Annotated in this window: 24 protein-coding genes, 1 tRNA gene and 2 pseudogenes; 11 read left to right on the forward strand and 16 right to left on the reverse strand. The window is 67.2% G+C overall.

Translation table 11 applies throughout. From position 1 onward, the window contains the following. The 4 genes and pseudogenes from E3T54_RS17120 to E3T54_RS13860 form a co-directional block, all read right to left on the reverse strand. A pseudogene (locus tag E3T54_RS17120) lies at positions 1-213 on the reverse strand (integrase); the annotation flags it as partial. A gap of 75 nt (positions 214-288) precedes the next feature. Continuing rightward, positions 289-1,800 (reverse strand): tyrosine-type recombinase/integrase, encoded by a 1,512-nt coding sequence (locus E3T54_RS13850; protein WP_134476213.1) that lies wholly within the window; start codon positions 1,798-1,800, stop codon positions 289-291. After that, a complete protein-coding gene (locus tag E3T54_RS13855) occupies positions 1,766-2,848 on the reverse strand; it encodes a tyrosine-type recombinase/integrase (RefSeq protein WP_134476214.1) in 1,083 nt (360 codons plus the stop codon). Before E3T54_RS13855 ends, E3T54_RS13850 begins: the two co-directional genes overlap by 35 nt. A gap of 98 nt (positions 2,849-2,946) precedes the next feature. After that, positions 2,947-3,884: pseudogene (locus tag E3T54_RS13860) on the reverse strand (IS3 family transposase); the annotation flags it as partial. Positions 3,885-4,273: 389 nt separating this feature from the next. On the opposite strand from E3T54_RS13860, the gene E3T54_RS13870 reads away from it, so the two are divergent. Both E3T54_RS13870 and E3T54_RS16905 read left to right on the forward strand, forming a co-directional pair. Beyond that, positions 4,274-5,158, forward strand: a complete 885-nt coding sequence (locus tag E3T54_RS13870) for a CHAP domain-containing protein (protein WP_198414500.1) — start codon at positions 4,274-4,276, stop codon at positions 5,156-5,158. Positions 5,159-5,318: 160 nt separating this feature from the next. Then, positions 5,319-8,060 (forward strand): hypothetical protein, encoded by a 2,742-nt coding sequence (locus E3T54_RS16905; protein WP_166804928.1) that lies wholly within the window; start codon positions 5,319-5,321, stop codon positions 8,058-8,060. A gap of 14 nt (positions 8,061-8,074) precedes the next feature. Here the strand turns inward: E3T54_RS16905 and E3T54_RS13880 are convergent, their stop codons facing one another. Both E3T54_RS13880 and E3T54_RS13885 read right to left on the reverse strand, forming a co-directional pair. Then, positions 8,075-9,634, reverse strand: a complete 1,560-nt coding sequence (locus tag E3T54_RS13880; protein ID WP_134476215.1) for a carboxylesterase/lipase family protein — start codon at positions 9,632-9,634, stop codon at positions 8,075-8,077. Positions 9,635-9,639: 5 nt separating this feature from the next. After that, a complete protein-coding gene (locus E3T54_RS13885; RefSeq protein ID WP_134476216.1) occupies positions 9,640-10,374 on the reverse strand; it encodes a flavodoxin family protein in 735 nt (244 codons plus the stop codon). Between the two features lie 175 nt (positions 10,375-10,549). Between E3T54_RS13885 and E3T54_RS13890 the strand changes: the two genes are divergently transcribed. Then, positions 10,550-10,625, forward strand: a tRNA-Arg gene (locus E3T54_RS13890). Positions 10,626-10,704: 79 nt separating this feature from the next. On the opposite strand, the gene E3T54_RS13895 is transcribed toward E3T54_RS13890, so the two are convergent. Both E3T54_RS13895 and E3T54_RS13900 read right to left on the reverse strand, forming a co-directional pair. Beyond that, positions 10,705-11,904: a GAF domain-containing protein gene (locus E3T54_RS13895; protein WP_134476217.1), complete on the reverse strand. Its 1,200-nt coding sequence runs from the start codon at positions 11,902-11,904 to the stop codon at positions 10,705-10,707. Between the two features lie 139 nt (positions 11,905-12,043). Continuing rightward, positions 12,044-12,235, reverse strand: a complete 192-nt coding sequence (locus E3T54_RS13900; protein WP_092323305.1) for a DUF1918 domain-containing protein — start codon at positions 12,233-12,235, stop codon at positions 12,044-12,046. A 104-nt stretch (positions 12,236-12,339) separates the two neighbouring features. Here E3T54_RS13900 and E3T54_RS13905 point away from each other — a divergent pair, with 104 nt between their 5' ends. Beyond that, positions 12,340-12,759, forward strand: a complete 420-nt coding sequence (locus tag E3T54_RS13905; RefSeq protein ID WP_134476218.1) for a DUF302 domain-containing protein — start codon at positions 12,340-12,342, stop codon at positions 12,757-12,759. A gap of 22 nt (positions 12,760-12,781) precedes the next feature. Here the strand turns inward: E3T54_RS13905 and E3T54_RS13910 are convergent, their stop codons facing one another. The 3 genes from E3T54_RS13910 to upp form a co-directional block, all read right to left on the reverse strand. Continuing rightward, a complete protein-coding gene (locus E3T54_RS13910) occupies positions 12,782-13,216 on the reverse strand; it encodes a MarR family winged helix-turn-helix transcriptional regulator (protein ID WP_241977236.1) in 435 nt (144 codons plus the stop codon). A gap of 279 nt (positions 13,217-13,495) precedes the next feature. Further along, complete coding sequence (locus E3T54_RS13915) at positions 13,496-14,188, reverse strand: winged helix-turn-helix domain-containing protein (RefSeq protein ID WP_092323310.1); 693 nt, start codon at positions 14,186-14,188, stop codon at positions 13,496-13,498. A gap of 501 nt (positions 14,189-14,689) precedes the next feature. Further along, complete coding sequence (gene upp / locus E3T54_RS13920) at positions 14,690-15,322, reverse strand: uracil phosphoribosyltransferase (protein WP_134476220.1); 633 nt, start codon at positions 15,320-15,322, stop codon at positions 14,690-14,692. A 32-nt stretch (positions 15,323-15,354) separates the two neighbouring features. Here upp and tadA point away from each other — a divergent pair, with 32 nt between their 5' ends. Further along, on the forward strand, positions 15,355-15,834 hold the full coding sequence (gene tadA / locus E3T54_RS13925) for a tRNA adenosine(34) deaminase TadA (protein ID WP_134476221.1): 480 nt from the start codon (positions 15,355-15,357) through the stop codon (positions 15,832-15,834). Here tadA and E3T54_RS13930 read toward each other — a convergent pair. Beyond that, a complete protein-coding gene (locus tag E3T54_RS13930; protein ID WP_134476222.1) occupies positions 15,791-16,504 on the reverse strand; it encodes a gamma-glutamyl-gamma-aminobutyrate hydrolase family protein in 714 nt (237 codons plus the stop codon). The two genes, tadA and E3T54_RS13930, sit on opposite strands and share 44 nt — an antisense overlap. Then, complete coding sequence (locus tag E3T54_RS13935; protein WP_134476223.1) at positions 16,501-17,463, reverse strand: cation diffusion facilitator family transporter; 963 nt, start codon at positions 17,461-17,463, stop codon at positions 16,501-16,503. The genes E3T54_RS13930 and E3T54_RS13935 overlap by 4 nt, the downstream gene beginning before the upstream one ends. A 70-nt stretch (positions 17,464-17,533) precedes the next feature. On the opposite strand from E3T54_RS13935, the gene proC reads away from it, so the two are divergent. Beyond that, on the forward strand, positions 17,534-18,382 hold the full coding sequence (gene proC / locus E3T54_RS13940) for a pyrroline-5-carboxylate reductase (protein ID WP_134476224.1): 849 nt from the start codon (positions 17,534-17,536) through the stop codon (positions 18,380-18,382). A 14-nt stretch (positions 18,383-18,396) separates the two neighbouring features. Here the strand turns inward: proC and E3T54_RS13945 are convergent, their stop codons facing one another. Next, complete coding sequence (locus E3T54_RS13945) at positions 18,397-19,068, reverse strand: TrkA family potassium uptake protein (protein ID WP_092323319.1); 672 nt, start codon at positions 19,066-19,068, stop codon at positions 18,397-18,399. Next, complete coding sequence (locus E3T54_RS13950) at positions 19,061-20,503, reverse strand: TrkH family potassium uptake protein (RefSeq protein ID WP_370255575.1); 1,443 nt, start codon at positions 20,501-20,503, stop codon at positions 19,061-19,063. Before E3T54_RS13950 ends, E3T54_RS13945 begins: the two co-directional genes overlap by 8 nt. Positions 20,504-20,578: 75 nt before the next feature. Here E3T54_RS13950 and E3T54_RS13955 point away from each other — a divergent pair, with 75 nt between their 5' ends. The 3 genes from E3T54_RS13955 (at position 20,579) to E3T54_RS13965 (ending at position 21,505) form a co-directional block, all read left to right on the forward strand. Continuing rightward, complete coding sequence (locus tag E3T54_RS13955; protein ID WP_092323322.1) at positions 20,579-21,022, forward strand: helix-turn-helix transcriptional regulator; 444 nt, start codon at positions 20,579-20,581, stop codon at positions 21,020-21,022. 107 nt (positions 21,023-21,129) lie between these two features. Beyond that, entirely contained in the window at positions 21,130-21,324 is a 195-nt protein-coding gene (locus tag E3T54_RS13960; protein WP_092323323.1) for a helix-turn-helix domain-containing protein, read from the forward strand. Between the two features lie 82 nt (positions 21,325-21,406). Further along, positions 21,407-21,505, forward strand: coding sequence for a 30S ribosomal protein bS22 (locus E3T54_RS13965; RefSeq protein ID WP_003792170.1), 99 nt, complete (start codon positions 21,407-21,409; stop codon positions 21,503-21,505). Between the two features lie 29 nt (positions 21,506-21,534). On the opposite strand, the gene E3T54_RS13970 is transcribed toward E3T54_RS13965, so the two are convergent. Further along, positions 21,535-22,272 carry an HAD family phosphatase gene (locus tag E3T54_RS13970; protein ID WP_134476226.1) on the reverse strand — a complete coding sequence of 246 codons (738 nt, stop codon included), beginning with the start codon at positions 22,270-22,272 and terminating at the stop codon, positions 21,535-21,537. A 78-nt stretch (positions 22,273-22,350) separates the two neighbouring features. Between E3T54_RS13970 and E3T54_RS13975 the strand changes: the two genes are divergently transcribed. Beyond that, a complete protein-coding gene (locus tag E3T54_RS13975) occupies positions 22,351-22,620 on the forward strand; it encodes a glutaredoxin family protein (protein WP_134476227.1) in 270 nt (89 codons plus the stop codon). Continuing rightward, positions 22,617-22,916, forward strand: coding sequence for a Dabb family protein (locus E3T54_RS13980; RefSeq protein WP_092323328.1), 300 nt, complete (start codon positions 22,617-22,619; stop codon positions 22,914-22,916). Before E3T54_RS13975 ends, E3T54_RS13980 begins: the two co-directional genes overlap by 4 nt. Positions 22,917-22,948 lie beyond the last annotated feature (32 nt).

A 22,948-nucleotide genomic window follows, 5' to 3' on the forward strand; every position in this document is an offset into this window, starting at 1 on the left:
CGCGGTGAGGACGGGCGTGTAGGTGTCGTCGGTGCGGTAGCTGGGGCAGTGCTCGCAGATGTTGGCGTAGGGGCAGGCTTCCTGCGCGGGCGCGCGGAGGCAGTAGCCGCCGGCCATGCGCGCTTTGATGGTGGGTGTTTCCCGCCAGTCTCCGTGGCTGATGTCGACCAGGGGCAGCGTCGTGCGCCCTGAGGTGATGGGGCCGGTATTCATCGGTCCGATGTGGGCCTTGGCTAGGTCGAGGGCGCGTTCATATTCGGTGCGGATGGTGCTGTCGAAGAGCTGACCTTAGCGCAGGCTCATCTGCGCGGAGACATGGCCGAGCAGCGCCATGAGCGCTTGGAGGGACACGCCGGCGTTGACCAGAGCGGTGGCGTAAGTGTGGCGGAGCTGGTGCGGGGTCAGCTTGCCCAGGCCCGCGGCTTCTCCCGCCCGGGCGAGCTCGCCTCGGACCGCATTCTGGCCGAGCCGGTGGCCGTGATGGGTGAAGAGGAAATCGGCGGGACGGCCCGTCCGGGGGTTGGGCAGGGGCCGTCCGGCAGACCGCGTGCTGCTGATGCGGTCGAGCAGGTCGAGGGTGTCGTCGTCAAGGGGCACCATGCGTTCTGTGTCGAATTTGCCCAACGGCACTTTGAGCCAGGACCCGTTGCCGGGGACCTCGTGAACACAATCCATTTCCAAATCGAGCAGCTCACCGATGCGCAGCCCGCACGCTCGTTGCAGCAGGAGGGCATCGGCGGCCAGCCGGGTGTCAGACCGGGCGAGCTGCTCGGTCAGGGCCCGGTCGGCGTCGGGAGGAAGATAGCGGGGCAGGGGACGTGGCAGCCGGGGAATATCGGACCGGAACAGCAACCTTCGCGGCGGGGCGTCGGGCCATCCCCACTCAGTGATCTCGCTGAGGAAGTTGGCGATCGCCTGAATGCGACGGGCCTGCTCGGCTTTGGACAGGCTCAAACCGGTCTTGCTGTTCACCTCGCGAGACACGGCGATGAGGTAGGGCTCGATATGGCGGCACCGATCCAGATCGGCCAGGGAGCTCAGCGTCGGACCCTGGGCTGTCACGATCCGGCCGAAGTGCGCCAACCGTGTCGTCAGGCCGCTGATCGTCGACGGGACGCAGGTGACTGTTTTGCGGTTGAGGTAGCGCACCAGCGCATCGCGCAGCGGCTCCGGGACGGAAACAAGCCGGTCCGTGGTCGGCAGTCGATGCGTGGACGAGGCCGGACCCGGCAGGATGCCGAGGTGAAACAGCACCTGCCAGGCCCCGGGTGTTGTGTCCTGGTAGTGCCGCCAGCTCACCCCGGTCCGTTGCTGGCGGGCGGCGCCGGCCAACGCTAAATCATCGAAGTCCGAAGGGGTGAGGTCGTTCAATGGCCGACCCGACCCGACGAGGAGACGCAGAACGATCTGCGAGGCCATGGCCGAACTCACGCGTTCGCTGTATCCCTGCTCACGCGCCGCGGCAACGAACCGGGTCAGGTCATCTTCGAGAGCGGTGCCGCCGAGGTCACGCCAGATGCTGCTGAATTTACGGCCGAGAAGATAGTCGTAGCCGGGCTGCAAACGCCGCGTCAGGATCAGGAACGTCAGGAACGGCCGCAAGGATTGGCTCGCGGAGAGGCGCTCGTTCAGGGGACGCTCAGCCCAGTCCTGGACGTGGGGGAAGCGGTCCAGAAACGTCTTTGCGGCCTGTGTGTAGGCGGTATTGCCGCGGTTGGTGCGGGCTTGGTGGGCGGCGTAGGCGCCAGCAATGCTGGCGGCGGCCTCAGGGGGTCGTGCGTTGACGGTTGCGGGCAGCATCGTATTCAGCTTTCACATGGGCGGGCGCCAGATGAATGTAACGGGCGGTGGTATCAACATGGGTATGACCCAGCAGGGCCTGCATCACGGCCAGATCAACGCCAGCTTCCGCCAGCGCGGTGCCGAACGTGTGGCGCAGCGCGTGGGCGTTGCCGGCGACGACTCCCGACTGGACGCGGTGATAGCGAAAGATGGTGCGTAGGCCCGCCGCAGTGAGAGGTGCGCCACGAGTCGGCCCCTTCGCCACGACGAACAACGTCCGACTGCTGGTCTCGGGTCGTTCGGCGAGTAAATATGTTTGGATGACGCCGGCAACGTCACGGTCGAGGGGAACACGGCGTTCCTTGGATCCTTTGCCCGAGACAAGCAGCCACCGGCCACCGATGTCGACGTCCTTGATCTGCAGGGCGAGGACCTCGCACGATCGCAGGCCGCAAAACAGCATCAGCCCGGCAATGGCCCGGTCACGCCAAGTACGCAAACTGTTCAACAGGTCCGTGGTCTCCTGGCGGCTGAGCGTTCGCGGGAGTCGGCGGGGCTCGCGAAGACGCAGCGCGGAGCGCGGCTTCGGGCGGGCGAGATGGCCCAGCAGCCCGGTTCGTTCAGCCGCCGTGATTCGTCGCGCCTCCCGGCCCTTCGGGACCGGGTTCTTCAAGTCAGGATCTCGCATGGTGAGGAAAATGAACATGCTGCTGATCGCGGCCATTCGACGGTTGATCGTCGTCGTCGCGTAGCGATCCAACCGCTGGCCCTGCAGGGAGACCACGTTCGGGCCCGGTCGTCCAGGGATCTGAGCCTGACGGCACGCCGCCAGATACTGCAGCAACACATCGGTTGTGATCATCGCCACGGTCAGGTCGGAAGCGCGAAGCCACCGGGCAAAATTCAGCAGGTCAAACCCATAAGCACGAACAGTCCTCGGTGAGTAGTTCCGGTCGGCCAGATAGCTCAGGTACTCGTTGACGACAGCAAAGTCCGTCGCGCCGGGGCCGCCGAGTGTCCAGTACTCGCCGTCGCGCTCCAGCCAAAGATCCGTGTCGGTTCTCATGAGACAGGAGTACCTCCGCTGCCCGGATGAATCAAGCACATCCGGCCCGGCGTGTCGCGGGTAGTCGCCTCATCCTCCGCGGATTAGCCGGTTAACAGGCAAGCGCCCACGCGCCCCATCGACCCGGTGAGGCCGTTGTTCCTCAGCACCCGCAGGAAGGCGTTGGAGCGGAATTGGGACCCGCGGTCCGAGTGCAGGATCGTGCCGTCGATGGTGCGCTGGCCGATCGCGTTCCGGGCCGCGGCGACGGCCAGGGACGCCTTCATCCGCGAATCGATCGAGTAGCCGACGATCTTGTTCGAGTAGACGTCCTTGATCGCGCAGAGGTAGAGCTTGCCCTCATCGGTTCGGTGTTCGGTGATGTCGGTGAGCCAGAGCTGGTTCGGGCGTGTCGCGGTGAACTTCCGCTTGACCAGGTCGTCGTGGACGGGAGGGCCGGCCTTGCGCGTCAGACCGCGTTTCTTGGCGAACACGCTCCAGAGCCGCTGCTGCGAGCACAGACCCCAGACCCTGTTCTCGCCGACTGTGAGGCCCGCCTGGTGGAGCTCGTCGGCGATGAACCGGTAGCCGAACGCGGGGTCGTCCTGGTGCGCGTCCCAGGCGGCGTTGGTGAGGTGCGCGTCGTCCCAATCGCGTTGGGAGACGGGGTTGCGCTTCCATTTGTAGAACGCTTGTTTGGAGAAGCGCAACACCCGGCAGGTCACCGTGACGGGGATACCGTCGACGGCCATTTCGAGGACCAGCGGGTACATCATTTTGGGTTGACGTCCCGGGACAGGTAGGCGACCGCCCGGCGCATGACCTCGGCTTCCTGCTCGAGGAGCCGGATGCGTTTCTTCGCATCCCGGAGCTCCGCGGATTCCTTCTCGGTCACGCCGGGCTTGACGCCCTCTTCGACGTCGGCTTTCTTCAGCCAATTCGCGAGGCAGGACTCCGAGATCCCGAAGTCCTTCGCGATCTGGTTCAGCGGGGCTTCGTGCTTCCTGGCCACGGCGACAACGTCGCGGCGGAGCTCGGGTGGGTAGCGCTTGGGCATGCTGACATCCTTCCAGCGAAGACGAATCTCCACAGGTTAGGAGTCAACCAAACCGGGGCAGTCCCGAGGACTTCGCCGAGTACAACGAGGCTTACACGGAGTTCTTCACGGCGCCGTTCCCTGTGCGAACCACGGTGGGCTCACAGCTCTTCGACATCCTCGTCGAGATCGACGTCGTTGTGGCATTGCCCACCGGCGAATAATCGCATGCCCCCTGCATCCCCGTTTTCACCGGGCAGGGACGCAGGGGGTCTTCTCCCCGCCGCGGGCCGACTCTGACGCTGGGCGGCCGATCCGTTTCCGCCGGGCGTTGCGGCTGCGCGGCCCCTTCTGGGGTGAGCGCGGGCCGTGCGCCGGCTGGCATAGTGGTCAGGGCGAAGGGGGGCACGGTGAGCGAACGCGACAGCATGGTGTCGGTCCACGGCGGCCTGTCCCGCCGATCCGTCGTCGCCGGCGGCCTGTCGATGGCCGCGTTCGGCGCCGTCGCCTCGAACCTCTTCGACGGCGACCAGGCCTGGGCCGCGACCTGGCTCACGGTCGCCCCAACGCAGTCCCTCGCGACGGTGGTCGCGACGGCGCGGCTCCAGACCGGCAAGGCGTCCCTGGCCTGCCCGGCGACGGAGGGCTGGTCCAGCCGCTCCACCGCCGTGGGGTGGTGCGATCGATTCGTCAACTGGTTCCTTCGGGCCAACGGGGCGCCGCAGGCCCTCGGCTGCACGGCGCTCTACAAGGCCTATGCCGCCCTCGGGCGCACGGGCACGGTCGCCAAGCCGGGCGCCCTGATGTTCATGGACTGGAGCGGCACCGGCACCATGCAGCACGTCGGCCTGGTCACCGACATCGGCGGGGGACGCATCCGCACGATCGAGGGCAATACCACCCCGACCGTTCTGCCGGTCGGTGCGTACGGCAACGGCACCGTGCAGAACAAGGACCGCACGCTCAATCGCCCCAGGAACCAGTGGTTCGCCTACCCGGTCTACCTCGGCTACGACTCGATGACCGGGGTCAGTTCCCCCGGCCAGTCCATTCAAACCCCCATCGCGCAAAGGAACAACGGCATGTCATCTCTCTACTCCACGAAGGACGCAATCGGCACGATCTATGCGCTCGCGGGAGACGGCCGCGGCCGCGCCGCCTGGCTCGAGACCCGCGACACGGCCCTCGCGACGGCGTGGGCCGGGCAGCACGGCGTTGCCGCCTACCTGAGCCCGGGCACGTTCACGGCCTGGAAGGCCAGCTACCTGTCGGCCGAACCCACCGTCGCCGGCTAGACGCGCGGGGATTGCCGGGCTTTTTGGGGGTACTCCGACGCTGGCTCCAGCCCCGCGGGCGTTGTTAGGCTCCGACTCGGGAGCGGGGCCGTGCTCGCGTGATTTCGGCAGCCATGAGCGAATCGGACTTCTGGAATGTCCGAACAACCTGGGGGAATCAATGCTGTCTACTGAACGCTCGACACATGCCACCCGGGGTTCAGCTCGACGGCGCTTTGCCGCCATTCTCGCTGCCGGAGCGCTCGTTGCGGCATCCATCACCGTGCCTGCGGCCGCGTACGCCGAGGTCGGCGCCTCGACCGATCCCGTCGCCTTCGGGGATGTCGGGCTGGAGGCCTGCGTCGCCAACCAACTTGGCATCGGCGCCGGCACCGCCGTCACGCAGGGCGACCTGGGCCTGCTCACAGCGCTCGATTGCCCCGGCGCGGACATCTCCGACCTGGGTCCGCTGCAGTTCGCCACGAACCTGATGACCCTGAACGTCGCCGGCAACGCCATCACCGACCTGACGGCCCTCGCCGGCCTGAGCCACCTCACTGACGTGACCCTGACCGATCAGGTTGTGCCGCTGGCGGATGCGCTCGCCGGCCTCGCTGTTGACCTTCCTGTCCTGGCGGGCGCGCACGGCGAGGCGATTGTCCTTGATGTCTCCAGCTCGTCTGGAACGGTGGGAACCGTCGCCGGCAATGCTGTGACCTGGGCGTGCGCGGGTGCCGGCCGACTGGACTGGCTTGCCACGGTCCCCCTCGGCGACCTGGGAGCGACGACGACCTTCACCGGCAGCATGCTCCAGCAGGTCGCTCAGGGAACTGCTCCGGCCTGCGCCCTGACCGCTTCGCCGTCGCCCATCATCAAGGGAACCCCGCGAAGTGGCCAGACGCTGACGGTTAGCCCGGGGTCCTGGGCGCCGGAGCCGGTTGCACTGGCCACGCAGTGGAAGAGCGCCGGGGTCGCGATACCAGGGGCCACGGCATCGACCTACGTGGTTCTGGCCACGGATGCCGGAAAAGCAATCACCGTCACCGTGACGGGGTCGAAGCTCGGCTACACCAGCATGGCCCGGACGAGTGCCGCGTTGACAATGGAAAGCACACTCACCGCTTCGCCGACGCCGACGGTTTCCGGCGCGCGCCGGGTCGGTCAGGTGCTCACCGCGACCGCCGGGTCGTGGACTCCGACGGTCGTGACCCTTGCCTACCAATGGAAGCGGAATGGTGTTGCGATCCCGGGGGCGACAACGAGCACCTACAAGCTGGTCACAGTCGATGCCGGAACCCAGGTCACGGCCGTTGTGACGGGCTACAAGAGCGGCTACACCACCGTCTCGCGGACCAGCGCCGCCGCCTCGATTGAGAAGCTGCTCACGGCGAGTCCGGTTCCCTCGATCTCGGGCACCGGCCGGGTCGGAAAGACCCTGACCGCCAACCCGGGATCCTGGACGCCGGCCACGGTGACCCTCGCGTACCGGTGGATAACAGGAGCCACGGCATCGACCTACGTGGTCGTCGCTGCGGACGCCGGCCGATCGATCACGGTCACCGTGGCGGGCAGCAAATCCGGCTACACCTCCGTTAGCCGGACGAGCGCGGCGCTGCGGATCGAGAAGCCGCTCACGGCTACGCCGACGCCGACCGTTTCCGGCACCCGCCGGGTCGGCCAGGTGCTCACCGCGACCGCGGGGTCCTGGACTCCGACGGTCGTGACCCTTGCCTACCAATGGAAGCGGAATGGTGTTGCGATCTCGGGGGCGACAACGACCACCTACAAGCTGGTCACAGCGGATGCCGGAACCCAGGTCACGGCCGTTGTGACGGGCTCCAAGAGCGGCTACACCCCCGTCTCACGGACCAGCGCCGCCGCCTCGATTGAGAAGCTGCTCACCGCGACTCCGGTTCCCTCGATCTCGGGCACCGGCCGCGTTGGAAGGACGCTGACCGCCAAGCCCGGATCCTGGACGCCGGCCACGGTGACCCTCGCGTACCGGTGGAAGCGCGACGGTGCCAGTATCTCCGGCGCGACGGCGTCCACGTACACGCTCGTCACGGCGGACGCCGGCCGGTTGATCACGGTCACCGTCTCGGGCAGCAAGTCCGGCTACACCACAGCCTCCCGGACCAGCCCCGCGTTGAGGGTCGAGAAGCTGCTGACGGCCGCCCCGACTCCCACCATCTCCGGCGTGGCTGCAACCGCCAGGAAGCTCACGGCGAACCCGGGGATCTGGAGTCCGTCTCCTGTCGTGCTCACCTATCAGTGGATGCGCAACGGCATCGTCATCTCGGGCGCAACAGCCTCGACGTATGTTCCCTCTGGCCCCGATGTCGGCAAGCGGATTTTGGTTGTCGTTCGCGGTTCGAAGCTGGGCTACACATCGAAGTCGAGGGTGTCAGCGGCGACGGCAGCCATCGTGATTTCCACTGCAATTCCGAGTGACGGCACCTACCGCATGGGCTATGGCCTGTCTGCGGGAACGTATGTCACCCGTGCGGCCACTGCCGGCTGCTACTGGGAACGCCTTTCCGGCTTCGACGGCTTGTTCGACAGCATCATCACGAACGACTACGGCTCCGGTCAGCGCATCGTGACGATTTCCGCGAGTGATGCGGGCTTCAGCACGTCGGACTGCGGCTCCTGGATTCGTTTGAAGGACGCGACCTTTACCCCCAGGACCACGGTGCCGAGTGTGGGGCTGTTCTCGGTCGCCCGCCAGATCACGCCGGGACTTTACTCGGCTCCCGGGGGCGACGGCTGCTACTGGGAGACCCTGTCCGGCTTCGAGGGCGGCTTCGACCCGATCATCGCGAACGACTTCTCCTTCTACGAGCGGCAGATCGTGCGCATTGACTCCTGGGCCGTCGGATTCCAAACTGAGGACTGCGGCGCGTGGACGCGCATCGGTGACTGAGTCACCGTCGCCGGCTAGATCTCGGGCATGAACTCCCGCCAGCCGGCTCGGCGTTCTCCGCGCGGGTCTGATTCGACGCGATCGACCGTGTCGATGATCAACGTCAGCCGTTCAATCTCGGAGTAAGCGGGCCACGCGTCGTTGACCCGGCCGGTGCACGCGAACTGCAGCCAGTGGCGGCGCATCCGCTCGCCCGCGCTCGTGTACGGCGCGAGGCCGCCGAGAGCGGTCATGGTGCGGACGTACCGCCCGTTGAGGCTGTCGAACAGGGCGAACATCTCGATGCCGTGCGTGGCGTCGAGCCCCAGCACGCGCATGAGCCGAGGTGCCACGTCGAACCGGTACACGTGCACGCGTGCGACCCGCGAATGGTGTTCGCCCACCAGCATGCTCGGGTACCAGAATGCGTAGTCCCCACCGAAATCGGAGGCGGGTCGCTTCAACGGGAGCCCCGGGTAGGCGTTCCTCATCGCGTCGTGGGAGCTCGCCGGCGCCTGCTCGAAGATCGCCTGGATGCGACCCGGCGACTTCGTCAGGATGTCCAGCCGGCCCCGAAACACGGAGCCCTCCCGGTCGTTGGTGCCGATGATCAGCGGCACCCGGTGCGCGCGGCCGTGCCGGAACGCGTCGAGGGGCCGTTCGGGCAGGAAGTCGCCGTCCACCACCGGGGCCATGCAGAACGTGCCGGGGGTCGTGACCGGCGTGCGCATCTGCAGCACCAGGCCGGCCCGGACGAGGTCGACCGCGTCGGCCGTGGTGAGCAGGTCAGCCGGCGAGGCCAGGGAATCGTCCCCGGGGTGCAGGGCACGCAGCTCCTCGACGAATTCCGCCGCCCATGCGGCGGTGACCTCGCGTGAGTAGGCGGCGTTGGATGGCGCGCTCTGGGCGATGCCGCGGGCGAACAGGCCCTGCGCGGCCGGTGTCGTCATCAGGGTGATCACGGCGTTCCCGCCGGCCGATTCGCCGATCAGCGTGACGTTGTTCGGGTCCCCGCCGAAGCCGCGGATGTTGGCGCGCACCCATTCGAGCGCGGCCACCTGGTCACGCAGCCCGAGTTTGCTCTCGATCGGGCGTTCCGGCGTCGAGTAGCGGGTGAAGTCGAGGTAGCCGAGCGCGCCCAGCCGGTAGTTGAAGCTGACGTAGACGACCCTGCCGGTCCGCACGAAGCCCTCACCCTGGCCGGTGAAGTCCTGTGAGGATCCCACCGTGTAGCCGCCGCCGTGGATGAACACCATCACCGGCATGCCCAGACGCTTCCGGGGGATCACCGCGCCGGTCAGCACGTTGATCGTCAGGCAGTCTTCCCCGGACGGCACCTTCGGCGAGGCGCCCCGGAACTGGCCCTTGTAGGCCCGCGGCGCGACGTTTCCGAACCGCGAGGCGTCGCGGATGCCGGGCCACGGAACGACCGGCTGCGGCGCGCGAAACCTCCGCTCGCCTACCGGCGGCGCGGCGTAGGGGATTCCCCGCCAGGCGAGTACGCCGCCTGCGCGTGTCCCGCGCACGACCCCGCCGCTGACCCGCACATCGAGGCGGCTTCGGGGCGGTGACGGGGCGTCGACTCTGACCAGCATGGCCGTTACCGATGCTCCGGGTTCGGCTCGAAGCCGAAGCGTTCGCCGCTGGCCCAGTCCTGCGGCAGGTTGCCGTAGGCGGGGATGCCGCCGTTGGCTTTGAGGATCGCGGCGAGGTGCATGAGGTTCCAGGTCATGAAGGTCGTGTTGCGGTTGGTGAAGTCGTTGTCCGGACCGCCCGAACCGGGGTCGAGGTAGTTCGGGCCGGGGCCGATCTCTCCGATCCAGCCGACATCCGCGGCCGGCGGGATCGTGTAGCCGAGGTGCTGCAGGCTGTAGAGAACGTTTGCCGCGCAGTGTTTGACGCCGTCCTCGTTGCCGGTGATGATGGCCCCGCCGACCTTGCCGTAGTAGATGTATTGCCCGTCGTCGTTCACCTCGCCTGACATCGCATAGAGGCGCTCGATGATCCGCTTCGTGACCGAGCCGTTGTCGCCGAGCCAGATCGGGCCGCCGATCACCAGGATGTCGGAGGTGAGCACCTTGTCGAAGAGCGCCGGCCAGGCATCCGTCGCCCAGCCGTGCTCGGTCATGTCGGGATGGACGCCCGTCGCGATCTCATGGTCGATGGCGCGGATCGTCTCGACATAGACGCCCTGCCCCCGCATCAGGTTCGCGCTCAGGCCGATGAGACCCTGCGTGTTGCTGATTTCCGGGCTCTTCTTGAGTGTGCAGTTGATGAAGAGCGCGCGGAGCCCCGTGTAGTCGAAGGATGCCTGGGTGTTGCGCTTCTCCATCATGTCGTCAGTTTTGCACCGGCCGTTGGAGCCGGATAGGGGCTCCGGCAGCGCCTCGGAAGCACGCCGCCGGCGGTCGCCCGGCCGCGCGCCCGCCACCAGTGGACATGGGAGGGTTCCGTTTCCTGTTATAGTTTCTAAGTTGTCTTCGAGCGTTTCAGCTGGAAAACACGCCAACGCGCCCGTAGCTCAACGGATAGAGCATCTGACTACGGATTAGAAGGTTGGGGGTTCGAATCCCTCCGGGCGCACCACGCGGAAAGCCCCTCTCGCCAGTGTTTTTGCTGGAGAGCGGGGCTTTTTTCATGCCCGGCCGCGTCGGACCCGACGGCGTCAGCCGACCAGCGCCCCGCGTCTCAGCTCGCCCTGCACCGCGAGGGCCAGCTCACGGAGCAGCACCAGGTCGATCTCGCCGACCGGTCGAGGCATCGGATCGAGCACGCACAGCGCGCCGATCCGCTCACCGGATGGCGACTCCACCGGGAATCCGGCATAGAAACGGATGAAGGGCTCCCCGACCACGAGCGGATTGGCGCGGAACCGCGGATCGGTCTGCGCGTCCGCCACGACCAGTGGCCCCGGGTCCCGAATCGTCACGTCCGTGAAGGAACGACTGCGGGGGATTTCCTGGGGAAACGGACCGACGTTGGCCTTGTCCCACTGCCGGTCATGGTCGGTCACGGTGAACGCCGCCCAGCGCGTGCCGAACGAGCGCTGTGCCAGTGCGACGATCCGGGTGAACCGCTCTTCGGGATCCGTGTCCAGGATGCCCAGCCCGTCAACGGCGCGCTGGCGCGCCTCCTCGAGCACCCGGACGTCCTGGGGCGCAGCTTCCTGGGCCGGGGAGGCATCGCCCGGGGCGAGGTGCCCGGCGTCGAGGGGCGCGGCCATCGAGTCGGCCAGAAGCTCGGCCCAATTGCGGTAATCCGTGGCCGATCGGAAGCGGCCGGCCTCGCCTCGGGCTGCGGCTGTCATGGCGATGAATGTCGTCCGTGGGAGGGACTGGCAGACCTCCGCTGTCACCCGGTCCAGCGCGACGCCGTGCCGGGCGCCCACCGAGCCGAGCAGGGAGTCGAAAACGGGGATGGAGCGGATGGGCTGGTTGCCCAGCATGAAGATGTGCGTGGTGCGGGAGGACTCCTGTTCCAGCAGGCGCAGCAACGCCGTCAACTCGCGGCGCCAGACCCGCACCGAGGTCAGGTTGAGGGCGTCCCGAGCGCCGAGCGTGATGACGATGGCGTCGAAACGACAGAGCCGAAGGGCCGTCAGCTCGCGGGGAGCAGTTCCGAGGGATGTTGCCGGGCTGGCTGCCAGGTCGACGTCGACGCCCCGCCCGGAACGGGCCGAGAGCGCCCTGGCCAGGGCGCCGGGCAGGGCGAGGTCGTGGCTGAGCACGCCCCAGCCGAGCGCCGGGCCGCTGCCGAAGATGAGGATCCGATCGCTGTCGGTGCCGGGGGAGTGGGCCTGGGGCGCATCCATGGGCCGCGGAATGTCACGGTAGGCCCGTGATCGCGCGGCAACGAAGGTCTTCATGATCGGAAGGCAGACCCACCGCGCCAGTCCCCGCACGATACCCCCTGGAGCCATGCGAACCGGGCGGTTCGACCGAGGCATCGCCGGTGAGACCGTCGTCAGCGAGGGCGCCTCTGCGCTCACTCTACTGGGCGACGAACTATTCGGAGTCTTTGTGCTCGATCAGGAAGTCCGAGCCGGGAAAGACGACGCTTTCGTGCCCCTCGCTGAAGCGAACGAGATAAGGGGGCGCCCCCTCCGCCCCGCGCACCTCGATGATTTCGCCGTGGCGATCCGGCGTTTCCACATTCTTACCGCGGATGATGATCCGGTCCCCTTGTGCTGCGTGCATCGCACCCACCTCCTGGGCGTAAGGGTACGCCCGGACGCCGGATCGGCACAGGGCACATTCTCGTCACCTCTTCCCAGGACATCCGCCGGGTGTACTCTTGCGGGATGACTTACGCCAACACGATCGCACTCAGCCGTCCCTTCGTCGAAGCGGTGGGGATGGTGCGGGAGGCCCTGGGCGCGCAGGGCTTCGGGATCCTGACCGAGATCGACGTCACGGCCACCTTCACCGCCAAGCTGGGAGCGGAGGCGGCGGAGTCGGTCGGCGATTACCTCATCCTCGGCGCGTGCAATCCCCCGCTCGCGCACCGGGCCATCACGGCGGACCCCGACATGGGTGTCCTGCTTCCCTGCAACGTGGTCGTGCGCCGCGGTCGGGGCGCGTCCGAAACCATCGTTCAGGCCATTGACCCCGCCACGATGGTGCAGCTGAGCGGCCGGCCGGGGATGCAGGAGATTGCCGACGAGGTCGACGGCAAGCTGCGCGCCGCGCTGGCATCCCTGGCAGCCGCCGAGGGGCGGTAGGCCCGGCTCACGAGGGCCGTGGCTACTCCCCGGTTCTCAGCCGATCGCACAGGTCGGTGAGTTGGGTCAGCTCGTCTTCGCTGAGCGCGTCGCCGATGCGATGGGCGATTGAGGCCATGTGCAGGGCGGCCACCCGGCGGAACAGTGCGAACCCCTCCGTCGTCAGCTCCACGATCGCCCCCCGACGGTCATCCGGGTCACCCAGCTTGCGCAGGTAGCCGCGGGACACGAGGCGGTCAACGAGTCGGCTCACGCTTGGCTGGGTCAGGAGCACGTTCTTGTTGAGCTCACGCAGGCGGAGGCGCCAGTCGGGGCGCCTCGAGAGGGTGAACAGCACGTCGTACTCGTTGAAGGAGATCTCCCGGGACGGGAAGTCCTCGGCAAGCCCCCGCATGATGGCCACCTGGGCGCGGAAAAGTGCCTCCCATGCGCTGACTGCCACGGCTCGATCGGCCACGCGGACTCCCATCCCTGACCTCTAAGGATAGGGACTGAGCCGGGAATCTCGGCGCAGGCTGCGCGCGAAAACTCCTCGGAGAATATCGGGACGATGTCTGGCGCTCGTTACTCATTCGTTATATATTCGGAGTGCGTCAAACGTTTGCTGTGGCGGATGGCGTGAAATGTGATTGCAGGACACTCTTGGTGCAAGGGAAGAGGGTCGGTCGCTTACCTCTGCGACCGGCCCTCAATCACGTTAAGCAGGCCGCGGGCCCAGCGTCAGCAGGTGTCAGCGTCAGAAGATGTCAGGGCTGGGCGTGCTGGCCTGGCGGATGGATACATCCGCGTGGCGGTCGAAGCGGTAGCCGGCGCCGCGGACGGTGCGCACGATGTCCTCGTAGCGCCCGAGCTTTGCGCGGAGACGTCGCACGTGCACGTCGATCGTGCGCTCGTTCGGGGCGTCCTCTTCGTCCGCGGCCGACCAGAGCGAGGAGATCAACTCCGCACGCTCGATCGTGCGGCCCTCGCGCAGCACCAGGTACTGGAGCAGCTCGAATTCCTTGTAGGTGAGTGACGCGGTCTCGTTGTCGAGGATCACACGCTTGCGGGAGATGTCCACGACGACCCCGCCCGGCGCGCGGTCCGGGTCATCCGCGGGGGCTCGGTGCTGTGCCAGCGCCGCCGGATCCTGCAGGGCGAGGCGCACGACGTCCACGTCCCGGCCGCCGGCGCCCTCGGGGGCGATGGCGACGGCTGCGTAGGTTTCGGCGGTGGGGGCCAGGCCGGCCGTCAGAGCCTTGAGCGCCTCGACGATGCGGTGGAGGCTGGTGCCGGCGGCCGCGGCCTTTGCTTCGTCGATGCCGACGTAGAGCACGAACCCGCGAGCCTGGGTGCCGTCGGGAACTGCTCGGATGCGGGGTGCAGCGGGGGCGACGTCCTGGCGGGCGACGTGGGCCGAACGGGCGGTGTCGATGTGTGCAAGTGACATGGAACAGGTCCTTTGTGATGATGATGCGGGGAACCCGACGCGTCCGTTGCGTGAAATGGGTTCGTAAAATGTGCGGCCGATGGCCGGGATGCGGAAGCCTCAAGGGCTCCGGGGGAGTTCGCTCGGCCGGTGGGATTCAGCTCGGCAGGAACTCGGCGAGGGGTTCGCGTGTCAGCGGGACATTCGGCAACAGAGAACGACGTCGCTGCCGGGCATCATCATGCCGGCAGTCCCAGGGGCCTCGGAGGAGGTCAGGGGGAACGCGTTGGTTGTCATGCAGGTGAGTCAAGCCGACTGTGACGCCGTGTGTCAACTCGGTGACGCGGGATGACCCGGTGTGACGCGCATCACGTCCATTGGGCTCCGCGGACGTTCGGAGGATCCAGCACGAATTGCCCATTCGTCAAAGAATCCTCGACGAAAACGAATCTCATCAAAGATTCTCGAAGTTCGTCCCGCAGGGCGTGTCGACCGTCGCAGGTTCTGCAGGATGCCGCGCGGTCAGACCAGGCCGTACAGGCGATCTCCAGCGTCGCCGAGGCCCGGCACGATGTAGCCGAGCTCGTTGAGGTGGTCATCGACGGCGCCGAGCACGATGGTCACCTCGCGGCCGGCGAGGGCCTTCTCCACCGCCGCCAGGCCTTCGGGTGCGGCCAGGATGCAGATGGCCGTGACATCCACGGCTCCGCGGTCGAAGAGAAAGTCGATCGCGGCGATCAACGATCCGCCGGTGGCGAGCATCGGATCGAGAACGAAGCACTGGCGGTCGGAGAGGTCGTCCGGCAGGCGCTCGGCGTAGGTCGTCGGCTGGAGGGTCTCCTCGTTGCGGGCCATCCCGAGGAAGCCGACCTGGGCGGTCGGAAGCAGCTTCACCATTCCTTCGAGCATGCCGAGCCCGGCGCGGAGGATCGGCACGACGAGCGGCTTGGGATCGCTGATCCGCACTCCACGCGCCTCGGCGACCGGAGTCTGCACGGTCACACCTTCGACGCGCACGCCTCGGGTCCCCTCGTAGGCGAGCAGGGTCATGAGTTCCTCGACGAGAGCCCGGAACAGGGGCGATGGGGTGGTCTTGTCGCGGAGCACCGTGAGCTTGTGGGTGATGAGAGGGTGGTCGGCAACGTGGACTCGCATAGGCTCAATCTACTAGTTGAGAGGAGTCCCGCATGGGTCAGCAGAGCGGCCGGTACGTTGAATGGATGCGGCTGGCCCTCGCCGAGGCCCGGACGGCACTGGCGACGGGCGATGTTCCGGTCGGGGCGATCGTCGTGGATGCCGACGGACGGGTCATCGGGACCGGCCGCAACGAGCGCGAACTGCTCCAGGACCCGACGGCGCACGCCGAGATCGTGGCCATCCGTCAGGCGGCGGCCGCGACAGGGGACTGGCGTCTCACCGGATGCACCCTCGTGGTGACGCTGGAGCCCTGTGTGATGTGTGCGGGTGCGATCGTCGCGGCACGGGTTCCCGTGGTGGTCTTCGGCGCCTGGGACGAGAAGGCGGGCGCATCCGGATCGGTGTACGACGTGCTGCGGGACCGGCGACTCAATCACCGGGTCGAGGTGTATCCCGACGTGGACGCGGAGGAGTGCGGGGACCTGCTCAGGGAGTTCTTCGAGGACCCAGCCCGTCGAGCCACTCGCTGAACATGGCACGGGACGCGTCCTGCATGGCCGCCGAGTAGCGGGCGCGCTGGAGGCGGAGGTCGTCGGCGTCGACTCCCTCGGCGAGCAGTTCGGCAGCGGATGCCGCGAGCCATTGCTCGTGCATCTCGTCGGTGACCTCCGGGTGGAACTGCACGGCCAGGGCCCAGTTGCCGATCCCGAACGCCTCATTGCCGTACTGGGGCGACCCGGCCAGCCGGGTCACGCCGTCGGGCAGATCGAAGGTGTCGCTGTGCCACTGCATCACGGGCACGCCGGCAATGTGCCGGAGCGGCGAGAGAGCGCCGGCCTCCGTCGGCTCGACCGTGCGGTAGCCGATCTCGTTCGTCGGGCCGGAATAGACGGCCGAGCCGAGGGCGCTGGCCATGAGCTGGGCGCCGAGGCATACTCCGAAGACGGGCCGCCCGACCTCGAGCCTGTCCGCGAGCAGCCTGACCTCGTCGCGGAGGGCCGGGAACCGATCGGCGTCGCCGAGGCCCATGTCCCCGCCCAGGACGACGACGAGGTCCGCGGCCAGTGCGTCGATGCCGCGCACATCGTCCCGGAGCGTGTCGATGTGGAGCACCTCATAGCCATGCTCGCGCAGCACCGGCTCCAGGTTGCCAAGATGGATCGCCTCGTCGTGCCTGAGCACCAGGGCGGTGGGGCTCACTCGAGTCCTTTGATCACGATCGCGTCGGTGGGAGGGTTGGCGAGGTTCGGGTCGACGTAGACATCCGGCTCCAGGTAGATCGCCCGCGCGACCGGGACGGCCTGGCGGATCCGGGCTTCGACCGTATTGATGGCGCCGGCGACCTCGGAGAATCGGCCGCCGGCGTCGAAGGACAGCTTGGCGGCGACCAGGAGCTCGTCCGGGCCGAGGTAGAGCGTCTTCATGTGGATGATGCGCCTGGTCTCCGGGCCGGCCAGGATCGCACTCTTGATGGCGGCGGCATCCTTCGCGCCGGCGCCCTCGCCGACCAGCAGGCTCTTGGTTTCGACGCCCAGGATGATGGCCACCAGCACGAGCAGCACGCCGATGGCGAGGGTGCCGACGGCATCCCAGATGGGGTTGCCGGTGAGGATCGTGAGGCTCACCCCGAGGAAGGCCAGGACGAGGCCGAGGAGGGCGGCGATGTCCTCGAGCAGCACCACCGGGAGCTCAGGGGCCTTCGCGCGACGCACGAACTGCACCCAGGTCTGGGTCCCTCGCACGTGGTTCGATTCGATGATCGCGGTGCGCAGGGAGAACGATTCGAGGATCATGGCGACGATGAGAACGACGATCGGCAGCCACGGCACCTCGAGCGGATGCGGGTCCTGCAGCTTGTTGACGCCCTCGTACAGGGAGAACACGCCGCCAATGGAGAAGAGCACGATCGACACCACGAAGGCGTACACGTACCGTTCCCGGCCGTAGCCGAACGGGTGCTCCTCCGTGGCATCCTTCCTCGCCTTGCGTCCGCCGAGCAGCAGCAGGCCCTGGTTCCCGGAGTCGGCGAGGGAGTGCACGCCCTCGGCGAGCATCGAGGATGAGCCGGAGAACGCCCAGGCCACGAACTTGGTGACCGCGATTCCCAGATTGGCCAGAAGTGCGGCCACGATTGCCTTGTTTCCGCCGGATGCGCTCATGTAAACATCCTAGGTCGCCAGCCGTTCCAGCGGCCGACACGTGACGGGGCCCGGAAAGTAGACTCGGAGGATGACTTCACCAGACTCGACCACGCTCCCCGCAATCGCCTTCCTCGGCGCCGGTTCGATGGCCAGGGCGGTCCTGGCGGGGCTCCTCAAGCCGAGCGTGACGGTGCAGGGCGGCATCCGTGTCACCAACCGCACCACCGCGAAGGCCGACGAACTGGCCGGCACCGAGGGCGTCACGGCCTGGGCCACCGAGGTCGACCCGGAAGCCAACCTCAAGGCGGTCGCCGGGGCCCGCATCGTCGTCGTCGCGGTCAAACCCGCCATGGTGCCGGGCCTACTCACCGAGATCGCCGGCAGCCTCGAGCCGGGAACCCTCGTCATCAGCGTCGCGGCCGGCGTGACGATCGCCACCTTCGAGTCGCTGCTGCCCGAATCGGTGCACGTCATCCGGTCGATGCCCAATACTCCAGCCATCGTCGGCCAGGCGGTGACCGGGCTGAGCGCCGGCACGCGTTCGACCGCCGAAGACCTCGCGCTCGCCACGGCGCTGTTCGACACCGTCGGCGACGTGCTCGTGGTGCCGGAAGGCAAGCTCGACGCACTCAGCACCATCTCCGGATCCGGACCCGCCTACGTGTTCTACCTGATCGAGCAGCTCACCGCCACGGCGATCGACAAGGGATTCACGCCGGAGGAAGCGGCGACGATGGTCAACGGAACGTTCCTCGGCGCCAGCTCCCTGCTGGCGGTCTCGGACAAGACCCCCGGAGAGCTGCGCCGCCAGGTGACCAGCCCCAACGGCACCACCGAGCGGGCGGTCTGGGAGCTCGAAAAGGGCGACCTCAAGTCGCTGTTCGACACGGCAACGGATGCCGCGCTCGCCCGAGCCCGCGAGCTGGCGGCCTCGTAGCGTACGACCGGCTGTTACGAGCCGAGGGCGGCGAACCGTTCGATGTCCGGCTCGGTGCCGGCCACGATGATGAGGTCCTCGTCGGTCACAACGGTCTCCGCCGTCGCGTACGTGAACGGACGGCCGGGGCTCTTCACCCCGACGACGGTCACCTTGTGCTTGCTGCGCACACCGGAGTCGGTGAGGTTGCGCCCGCGGATGGCCTTGGGCGGATACATCTTGACCAGCGCGAAGTTATCGTCGAACTCGATGAAGTCGAGCATCCGGCCCGAGACGAGGTGGGCGACCCGTTCGCCGGCCTCCGCCTCCGGATAGATCACGTGGTTGGCGCCGATGCGCTCGAGGATCTTGCCGTGCGACTTCGAAATCGCCTTGGCCCAGATCTGCGGGATCTTCAGGTCGACCAGGTTGGCCACAATGAGCACGCTGGCCTCGACGGATGACCCGACCGCGCAGACCGCGACCGAGAAGTCCTGGGCGCCGATCTGCCGGAGGGCGTCGATGGACTTGGCATCCGCCTGAACCGCGTGGGTGACTCTCTCCGACCACTTCTGCACGAGGGCCTCGTTGTCGTCGACGGCGAGCACTTCCCGCCCAAGGCGGTCGAGCTGGCCGGCCGTGGCCGCCCCGAACCGGCCGAGGCCGATGACGAGCACAGGGGCGTCGTGCTTAATGCGATCAACCAACGATGGGCCTCTCCTCGGGGCGCCTGAAAAGCTGCCTGCTGTGGCTGGCGGCCAGCGCCGCCGCGAGTGTCACTGTACCAACCCGGCCCATGAACATGGTCGCCGCCTGCACGTAGACGCCCGCGGGCGGCAGATCCTGGGTGAGGCCGGTCGAGAGGCCGCAGGTCGCGAACGCCGAGATGACGTCGAAGAGCACCAGGTCGAAGGGCTGCTTCGAGATCTGCAGGATGAGGATGCTGGACACCGCCACGGTGGTCGCCCCCCAGAGCACGACGCTCACGGCCAGGCGCAGGATGTCAGCGGGGATCCGGCGGCCGAAGGCCTCCATCTGCGCACGCCCGCGTGCCTCGGCGAAAGCGGCGAGGAAGAGGATGGCCAGGGTGGTGACCTTGATGCCGCCCGCGGTCGAGGCCGAGCCGCCGCCGATGAACATGAGCATGTCGCTGACCAGCAGGCTCGATCCGTTCAGGTCGCTCACGGTGATGGTGGCGAACCCTCCCGACCTCGTCATCACGGACATGAACAGCGACTGGAAGATCGTGTCTCCGGCATTCAACGATCCGAACGTCTTCGGGTTGTCGAATTCGAGCAGGATGTAGATGAGCATGCCGGCGAACATGAGGGCGAATGTGGTCACCAGCGTCAGCTTCACGTGCAGGGACCAGCGGCGGGGGCTGAGCCATCCGTTTGCGAAGGCGTAGATCACGGGGAAGCCCAGACTTCCGAGGAACACGCCGAGCATGAGTCCGCCGAGAAACCAGTAGTCGTTCGCGAACTGGTCGAGGCCCCCGACGTTCGGGCTGAAGCCGGTGTTCGTGAAGGCCATCGCGGAGTAGTAGATGCTGTGCCAGGCGGCCTCGCCCAGGGGGACTCCGTCGAGCAGCATCCGCGGGAAGAGGATCGCGGTGACCACGGCCTCGATCACCAGGGTGCTGATGGCCACCGTCGCCAGCAGGCTTCCGACCTCGCCCAGGCGCACAGCCTGGCTCTCGTTGATCGGCCCGGCGTGGATGCGGGAGGGGTTCGAGTCGCTCGCCGCCATGAGCTTTGCGCGGAGCCCGAGCCGACGGGAGATGACCATCCCCATGATCGAGGCCAGGGTGAGCACGCCGATGCCGCCGATGTTAACGCCGACGACGACGAGGATGTTTCCGAACGGCGACCAATGCGTCGCCATGTCAACCGTCGAGAGGCCGGTGACGCAGATCACCGAGACGGCGGTGAAGAGAGCATCGTGCAGCGGCGTTATCGCCCCGTTCGCCGAGGCGATCGGAAGGGAGAACAGCAGGGTGAAGAGCAGCACCAGGGCGGTGAAGACGAGCAGCGCGAATCGCGACGGCGATTTGCGCACCAGGTCGTCGACGAGGTCCCGAGCACGTCCGTACCACGACGAGTTCAGTGCTGGGAAACGAGTCTCAGACGAGACGAATGGCACCTGTGGCTCCCGCTTCCGTTGTGGCCGTCGACGATATGTCATCGTACCCGTAGGGCGAGTGACTAATCTTGGCTCATGGCAAACATCTTCGACGTGGTGGCGGACTCAACTCGGCGCGACATCCTGCACATTCTCCTGGAGCGCTACAACCAGGCGGCCGACAGCGTGGGGGAGCTGAGCGTCTCGGACATCGTGAGCCAGCTTGGTCTGAGCCAGCCGACGATCTCGAAGCACCTCAAGGTCCTGCGCGAAGCCGGCCTCGTGGGCGTGCGCGAAGAAGGGCAGCACCGCTACTACCACCTCGACTACGCGCCGCTGGAAGAGATTGAGGACTGGCTGATCCCGTTCCTCAGCGTCGACTTCGATGCGACCGCCGAGGAAATCGACGCCGAGGCCGGTCTGAAGTCCGAGCAGCGCGCCTTTGCCGCGGCCATCGGCAAGGCCTTCGCCGACACGTCGTTCCAGATGAGCCACGCCGTGAAGGATGCCACCTCGAAGAAGTGGCGCAAGAGCGACTAGACGACCGCTCGGCTTGCCCCTAGAGTGTCCAAATAGCACTCGGGTAACACCCGTAACACCCGGTGCTGGCAGGGTCGACTCGCCGGGATCACGAGGGGTTCACGCGAATGGCACAGGACTTGTCCGAGGTGCGCTTCCTCACGGTGGCCGAGGTCGCCGAGATGATGCGCGTGTCGAAGATGACGGTTTACCGCCTCGTTCACTCCGGGGAACTGCCCGCGATCCGCTTCGGGCGCTCCTTTCGCGTGCCCGAGTCCGCCGCCCGGGCGGCCATCGAACGGCCGGTCGCGGACTCTGCGTAGGAGGCCCTGTTTTTTTCGGTTAGAATGGTGTTTTCGTGTCGGTCGCAGATCCGCGGCTCAACCAAAACTTTGTGAGGTCCGTGTGGGTTCTGTAATCAAGAAGCGACGCAAGCGCATGGCGAAGAAGAAGCACCGCAAGCTGCTTCGTAAGACTCGCCACCAGCGTCGCAACAAGAAGTAGGACGGTCTCTGACCGTACTGGCGTGAGCGTCAGGCCCTTCGGGTCTGACGCTTTTTGCTTGCTCGGATCGCGGGCCTGATGCTCGCCGGCTTCATCCGAATCATCGGCCAGCGGCGCGCCACGGCGTACCGGTGCAGGACGGCATCCGGATTCACCACCACCGGGTGACCGACCAGCTCAAGCAGCGGAATGTCGTTGTGGGAGTCGGAGTAGGCCCAGCAGTCGGCGAGGTCGACGCCGCTCGCCGCGGCGCGGGCCTCGGCCGCGCGCGCTTTGCCCTGCCCGTGGCAGATGCCGTCGACCAGGCGCCCGGTGAACGCGCCGTCAACGGTTTCCAGCACGGTGCCGAACGCGCCGGTGAAACCCAGCCGTGTCGCGATCACGTCGGCCAGCTCCTGCGCCGTCGCACTGATCAGCCACACCTCTCGGCCGGCCGCCAGGTGCCGCCGGGCGACGTCAACCGTCTCGGGCCAGAGGCGCTGCACGAGCCGCGTGTCGAAGATTTCGTTGCTGAACCGGATGAGCGCGGCCTGATTGTGACCGATGACGAGCTCGAGTCCGCGCTCGCTGACCCGGCTGACGTGGGCGGGGTTTTCGCCCACGGCCAGGAACCGGGCCTGCTTCCAGCCGAATGACAGGATGTCCCGCAGGGAGATCAAGCCCCGCCGCCAGGCGCCGACGCCGAGGTAGTAGAGGCTTGCGCCGCGCAGCAGCGTGTTGTCCACGTCGAAGAACGCGATCGCGCGGGGAGGAGGTCCGGTCACCATGTGCGGATGAGTCTAGTTCGTCCGCGGGGGGGCGGCCGGGTCTGCACTCTCCCAGCTTGGCCCGCCTAGGCTGGAGGCATGGCTACCGCACTCCTCACCCTGATCGGCAAGCCCGGCTGTCACCTCTGCGATGACGCTCGGGACCTCATCGACAGCGTCGTGGAGAAGATCGCCGGCCACCCGTCCGCTCCCGAAATCGTGCTCGAGGAGCGTTCGATCCTCGACGACGCCGCGTTGCACGAGCAGTACGTCGAGGAGATTCCCGTGCTCCTCATCAACGGCAAGATGCACAACTACTGGCGGATTGACCCCCTGCGCCTGCGCACGGCCCTGCTGGAGGTGCGATGAGCATCCGGCACGTCGTCTCCTGGCGGCTCGCAGCGACGGACCCGGCCGAGAAGGCCGAGCACGCGGCCCGGATCATCGCCGGGCTGGAGTCCCTGGTCGGCGTGGTCGACGAGATCCGTTCGCTCACCGTCGGCGCTGATGTCGCCGGTGGCGACAACTGGGACGTCGTTCTGATCGCCGACTTCGACGACATGGAGGCGGTCGCCCGCTACCAGGCGCACCCCGAACACCAGAAGGTGGGCGCGTACATCCGGTCCGTCGTCGCCGCCCGCATGGCCGTCGACCTGGCCTTCTAGCCCCGCCCCATCCCCCCGCGAAACCGCACTTG

Origin of the sequence: Cryobacterium sp. Sr8 (assembly GCF_004403225.1) — a bacterium.
Lineage (GTDB): Bacteria > Actinomycetota > Actinomycetes > Actinomycetales > Microbacteriaceae > Cryobacterium > Cryobacterium psychrotolerans.

Coding starts and splice junctions, on each gene's coding strand:
- upp (WP_134476220.1), bottom strand. CDS start 15,322: ATGCGAGTCCACGTTGCCGACCACCCTCTCATCACCCACAAGCTCACG.
- E3T54_RS13960 (WP_092323323.1), top strand. CDS start 21,130: ATGGCACAGGACTTGTCCGAGGTGCGCTTCCTCACGGTGGCCGAGGTC.
- E3T54_RS13880 (WP_134476215.1), bottom strand. CDS start 9,634: ATGCTGGTCAGAGTCGACGCCCCGTCACCGCCCCGAAGCCGCCTCGAT.
- E3T54_RS13970 (WP_134476226.1), bottom strand. CDS start 22,272: ATGGTGACCGGACCTCCTCCCCGCGCGATCGCGTTCTTCGACGTGGAC.
- E3T54_RS13915 (WP_092323310.1), bottom strand. CDS start 14,188: ATGTCACTTGCACACATCGACACCGCCCGTTCGGCCCACGTCGCCCGC.
- E3T54_RS13935 (WP_134476223.1), bottom strand. CDS start 17,463: ATGAGCGCATCCGGCGGAAACAAGGCAATCGTGGCCGCACTTCTGGCC.
- E3T54_RS13980 (WP_092323328.1), top strand. CDS start 22,617: ATGAGCATCCGGCACGTCGTCTCCTGGCGGCTCGCAGCGACGGACCCG.
- E3T54_RS13955 (WP_092323322.1), top strand. CDS start 20,579: ATGGCAAACATCTTCGACGTGGTGGCGGACTCAACTCGGCGCGACATC.
- proC (WP_134476224.1), top strand. CDS start 17,534: ATGACTTCACCAGACTCGACCACGCTCCCCGCAATCGCCTTCCTCGGC.
- E3T54_RS13885 (WP_134476216.1), bottom strand. CDS start 10,374: ATGATGGAGAAGCGCAACACCCAGGCATCCTTCGACTACACGGGGCTC.
- E3T54_RS13975 (WP_134476227.1), top strand. CDS start 22,351: ATGGCTACCGCACTCCTCACCCTGATCGGCAAGCCCGGCTGTCACCTC.
- E3T54_RS13905 (WP_134476218.1), top strand. CDS start 12,340: ATGACTTACGCCAACACGATCGCACTCAGCCGTCCCTTCGTCGAAGCG.
- E3T54_RS16905 (WP_166804928.1), top strand. CDS start 5,319: ATGCTGTCTACTGAACGCTCGACACATGCCACCCGGGGTTCAGCTCGA.
- tadA (WP_134476221.1), top strand. CDS start 15,355: ATGGGTCAGCAGAGCGGCCGGTACGTTGAATGGATGCGGCTGGCCCTC.
- E3T54_RS13850 (WP_134476213.1), bottom strand. CDS start 1,800: ATGCTGCCCGCAACCGTCAACGCACGACCCCCTGAGGCCGCCGCCAGC.
- E3T54_RS13895 (WP_134476217.1), bottom strand. CDS start 11,904: ATGAAGACCTTCGTTGCCGCGCGATCACGGGCCTACCGTGACATTCCG.
- E3T54_RS13900 (WP_092323305.1), bottom strand. CDS start 12,235: ATGCACGCAGCACAAGGGGACCGGATCATCATCCGCGGTAAGAATGTG.
- E3T54_RS13855 (WP_134476214.1), bottom strand. CDS start 2,848: ATGAGAACCGACACGGATCTTTGGCTGGAGCGCGACGGCGAGTACTGG.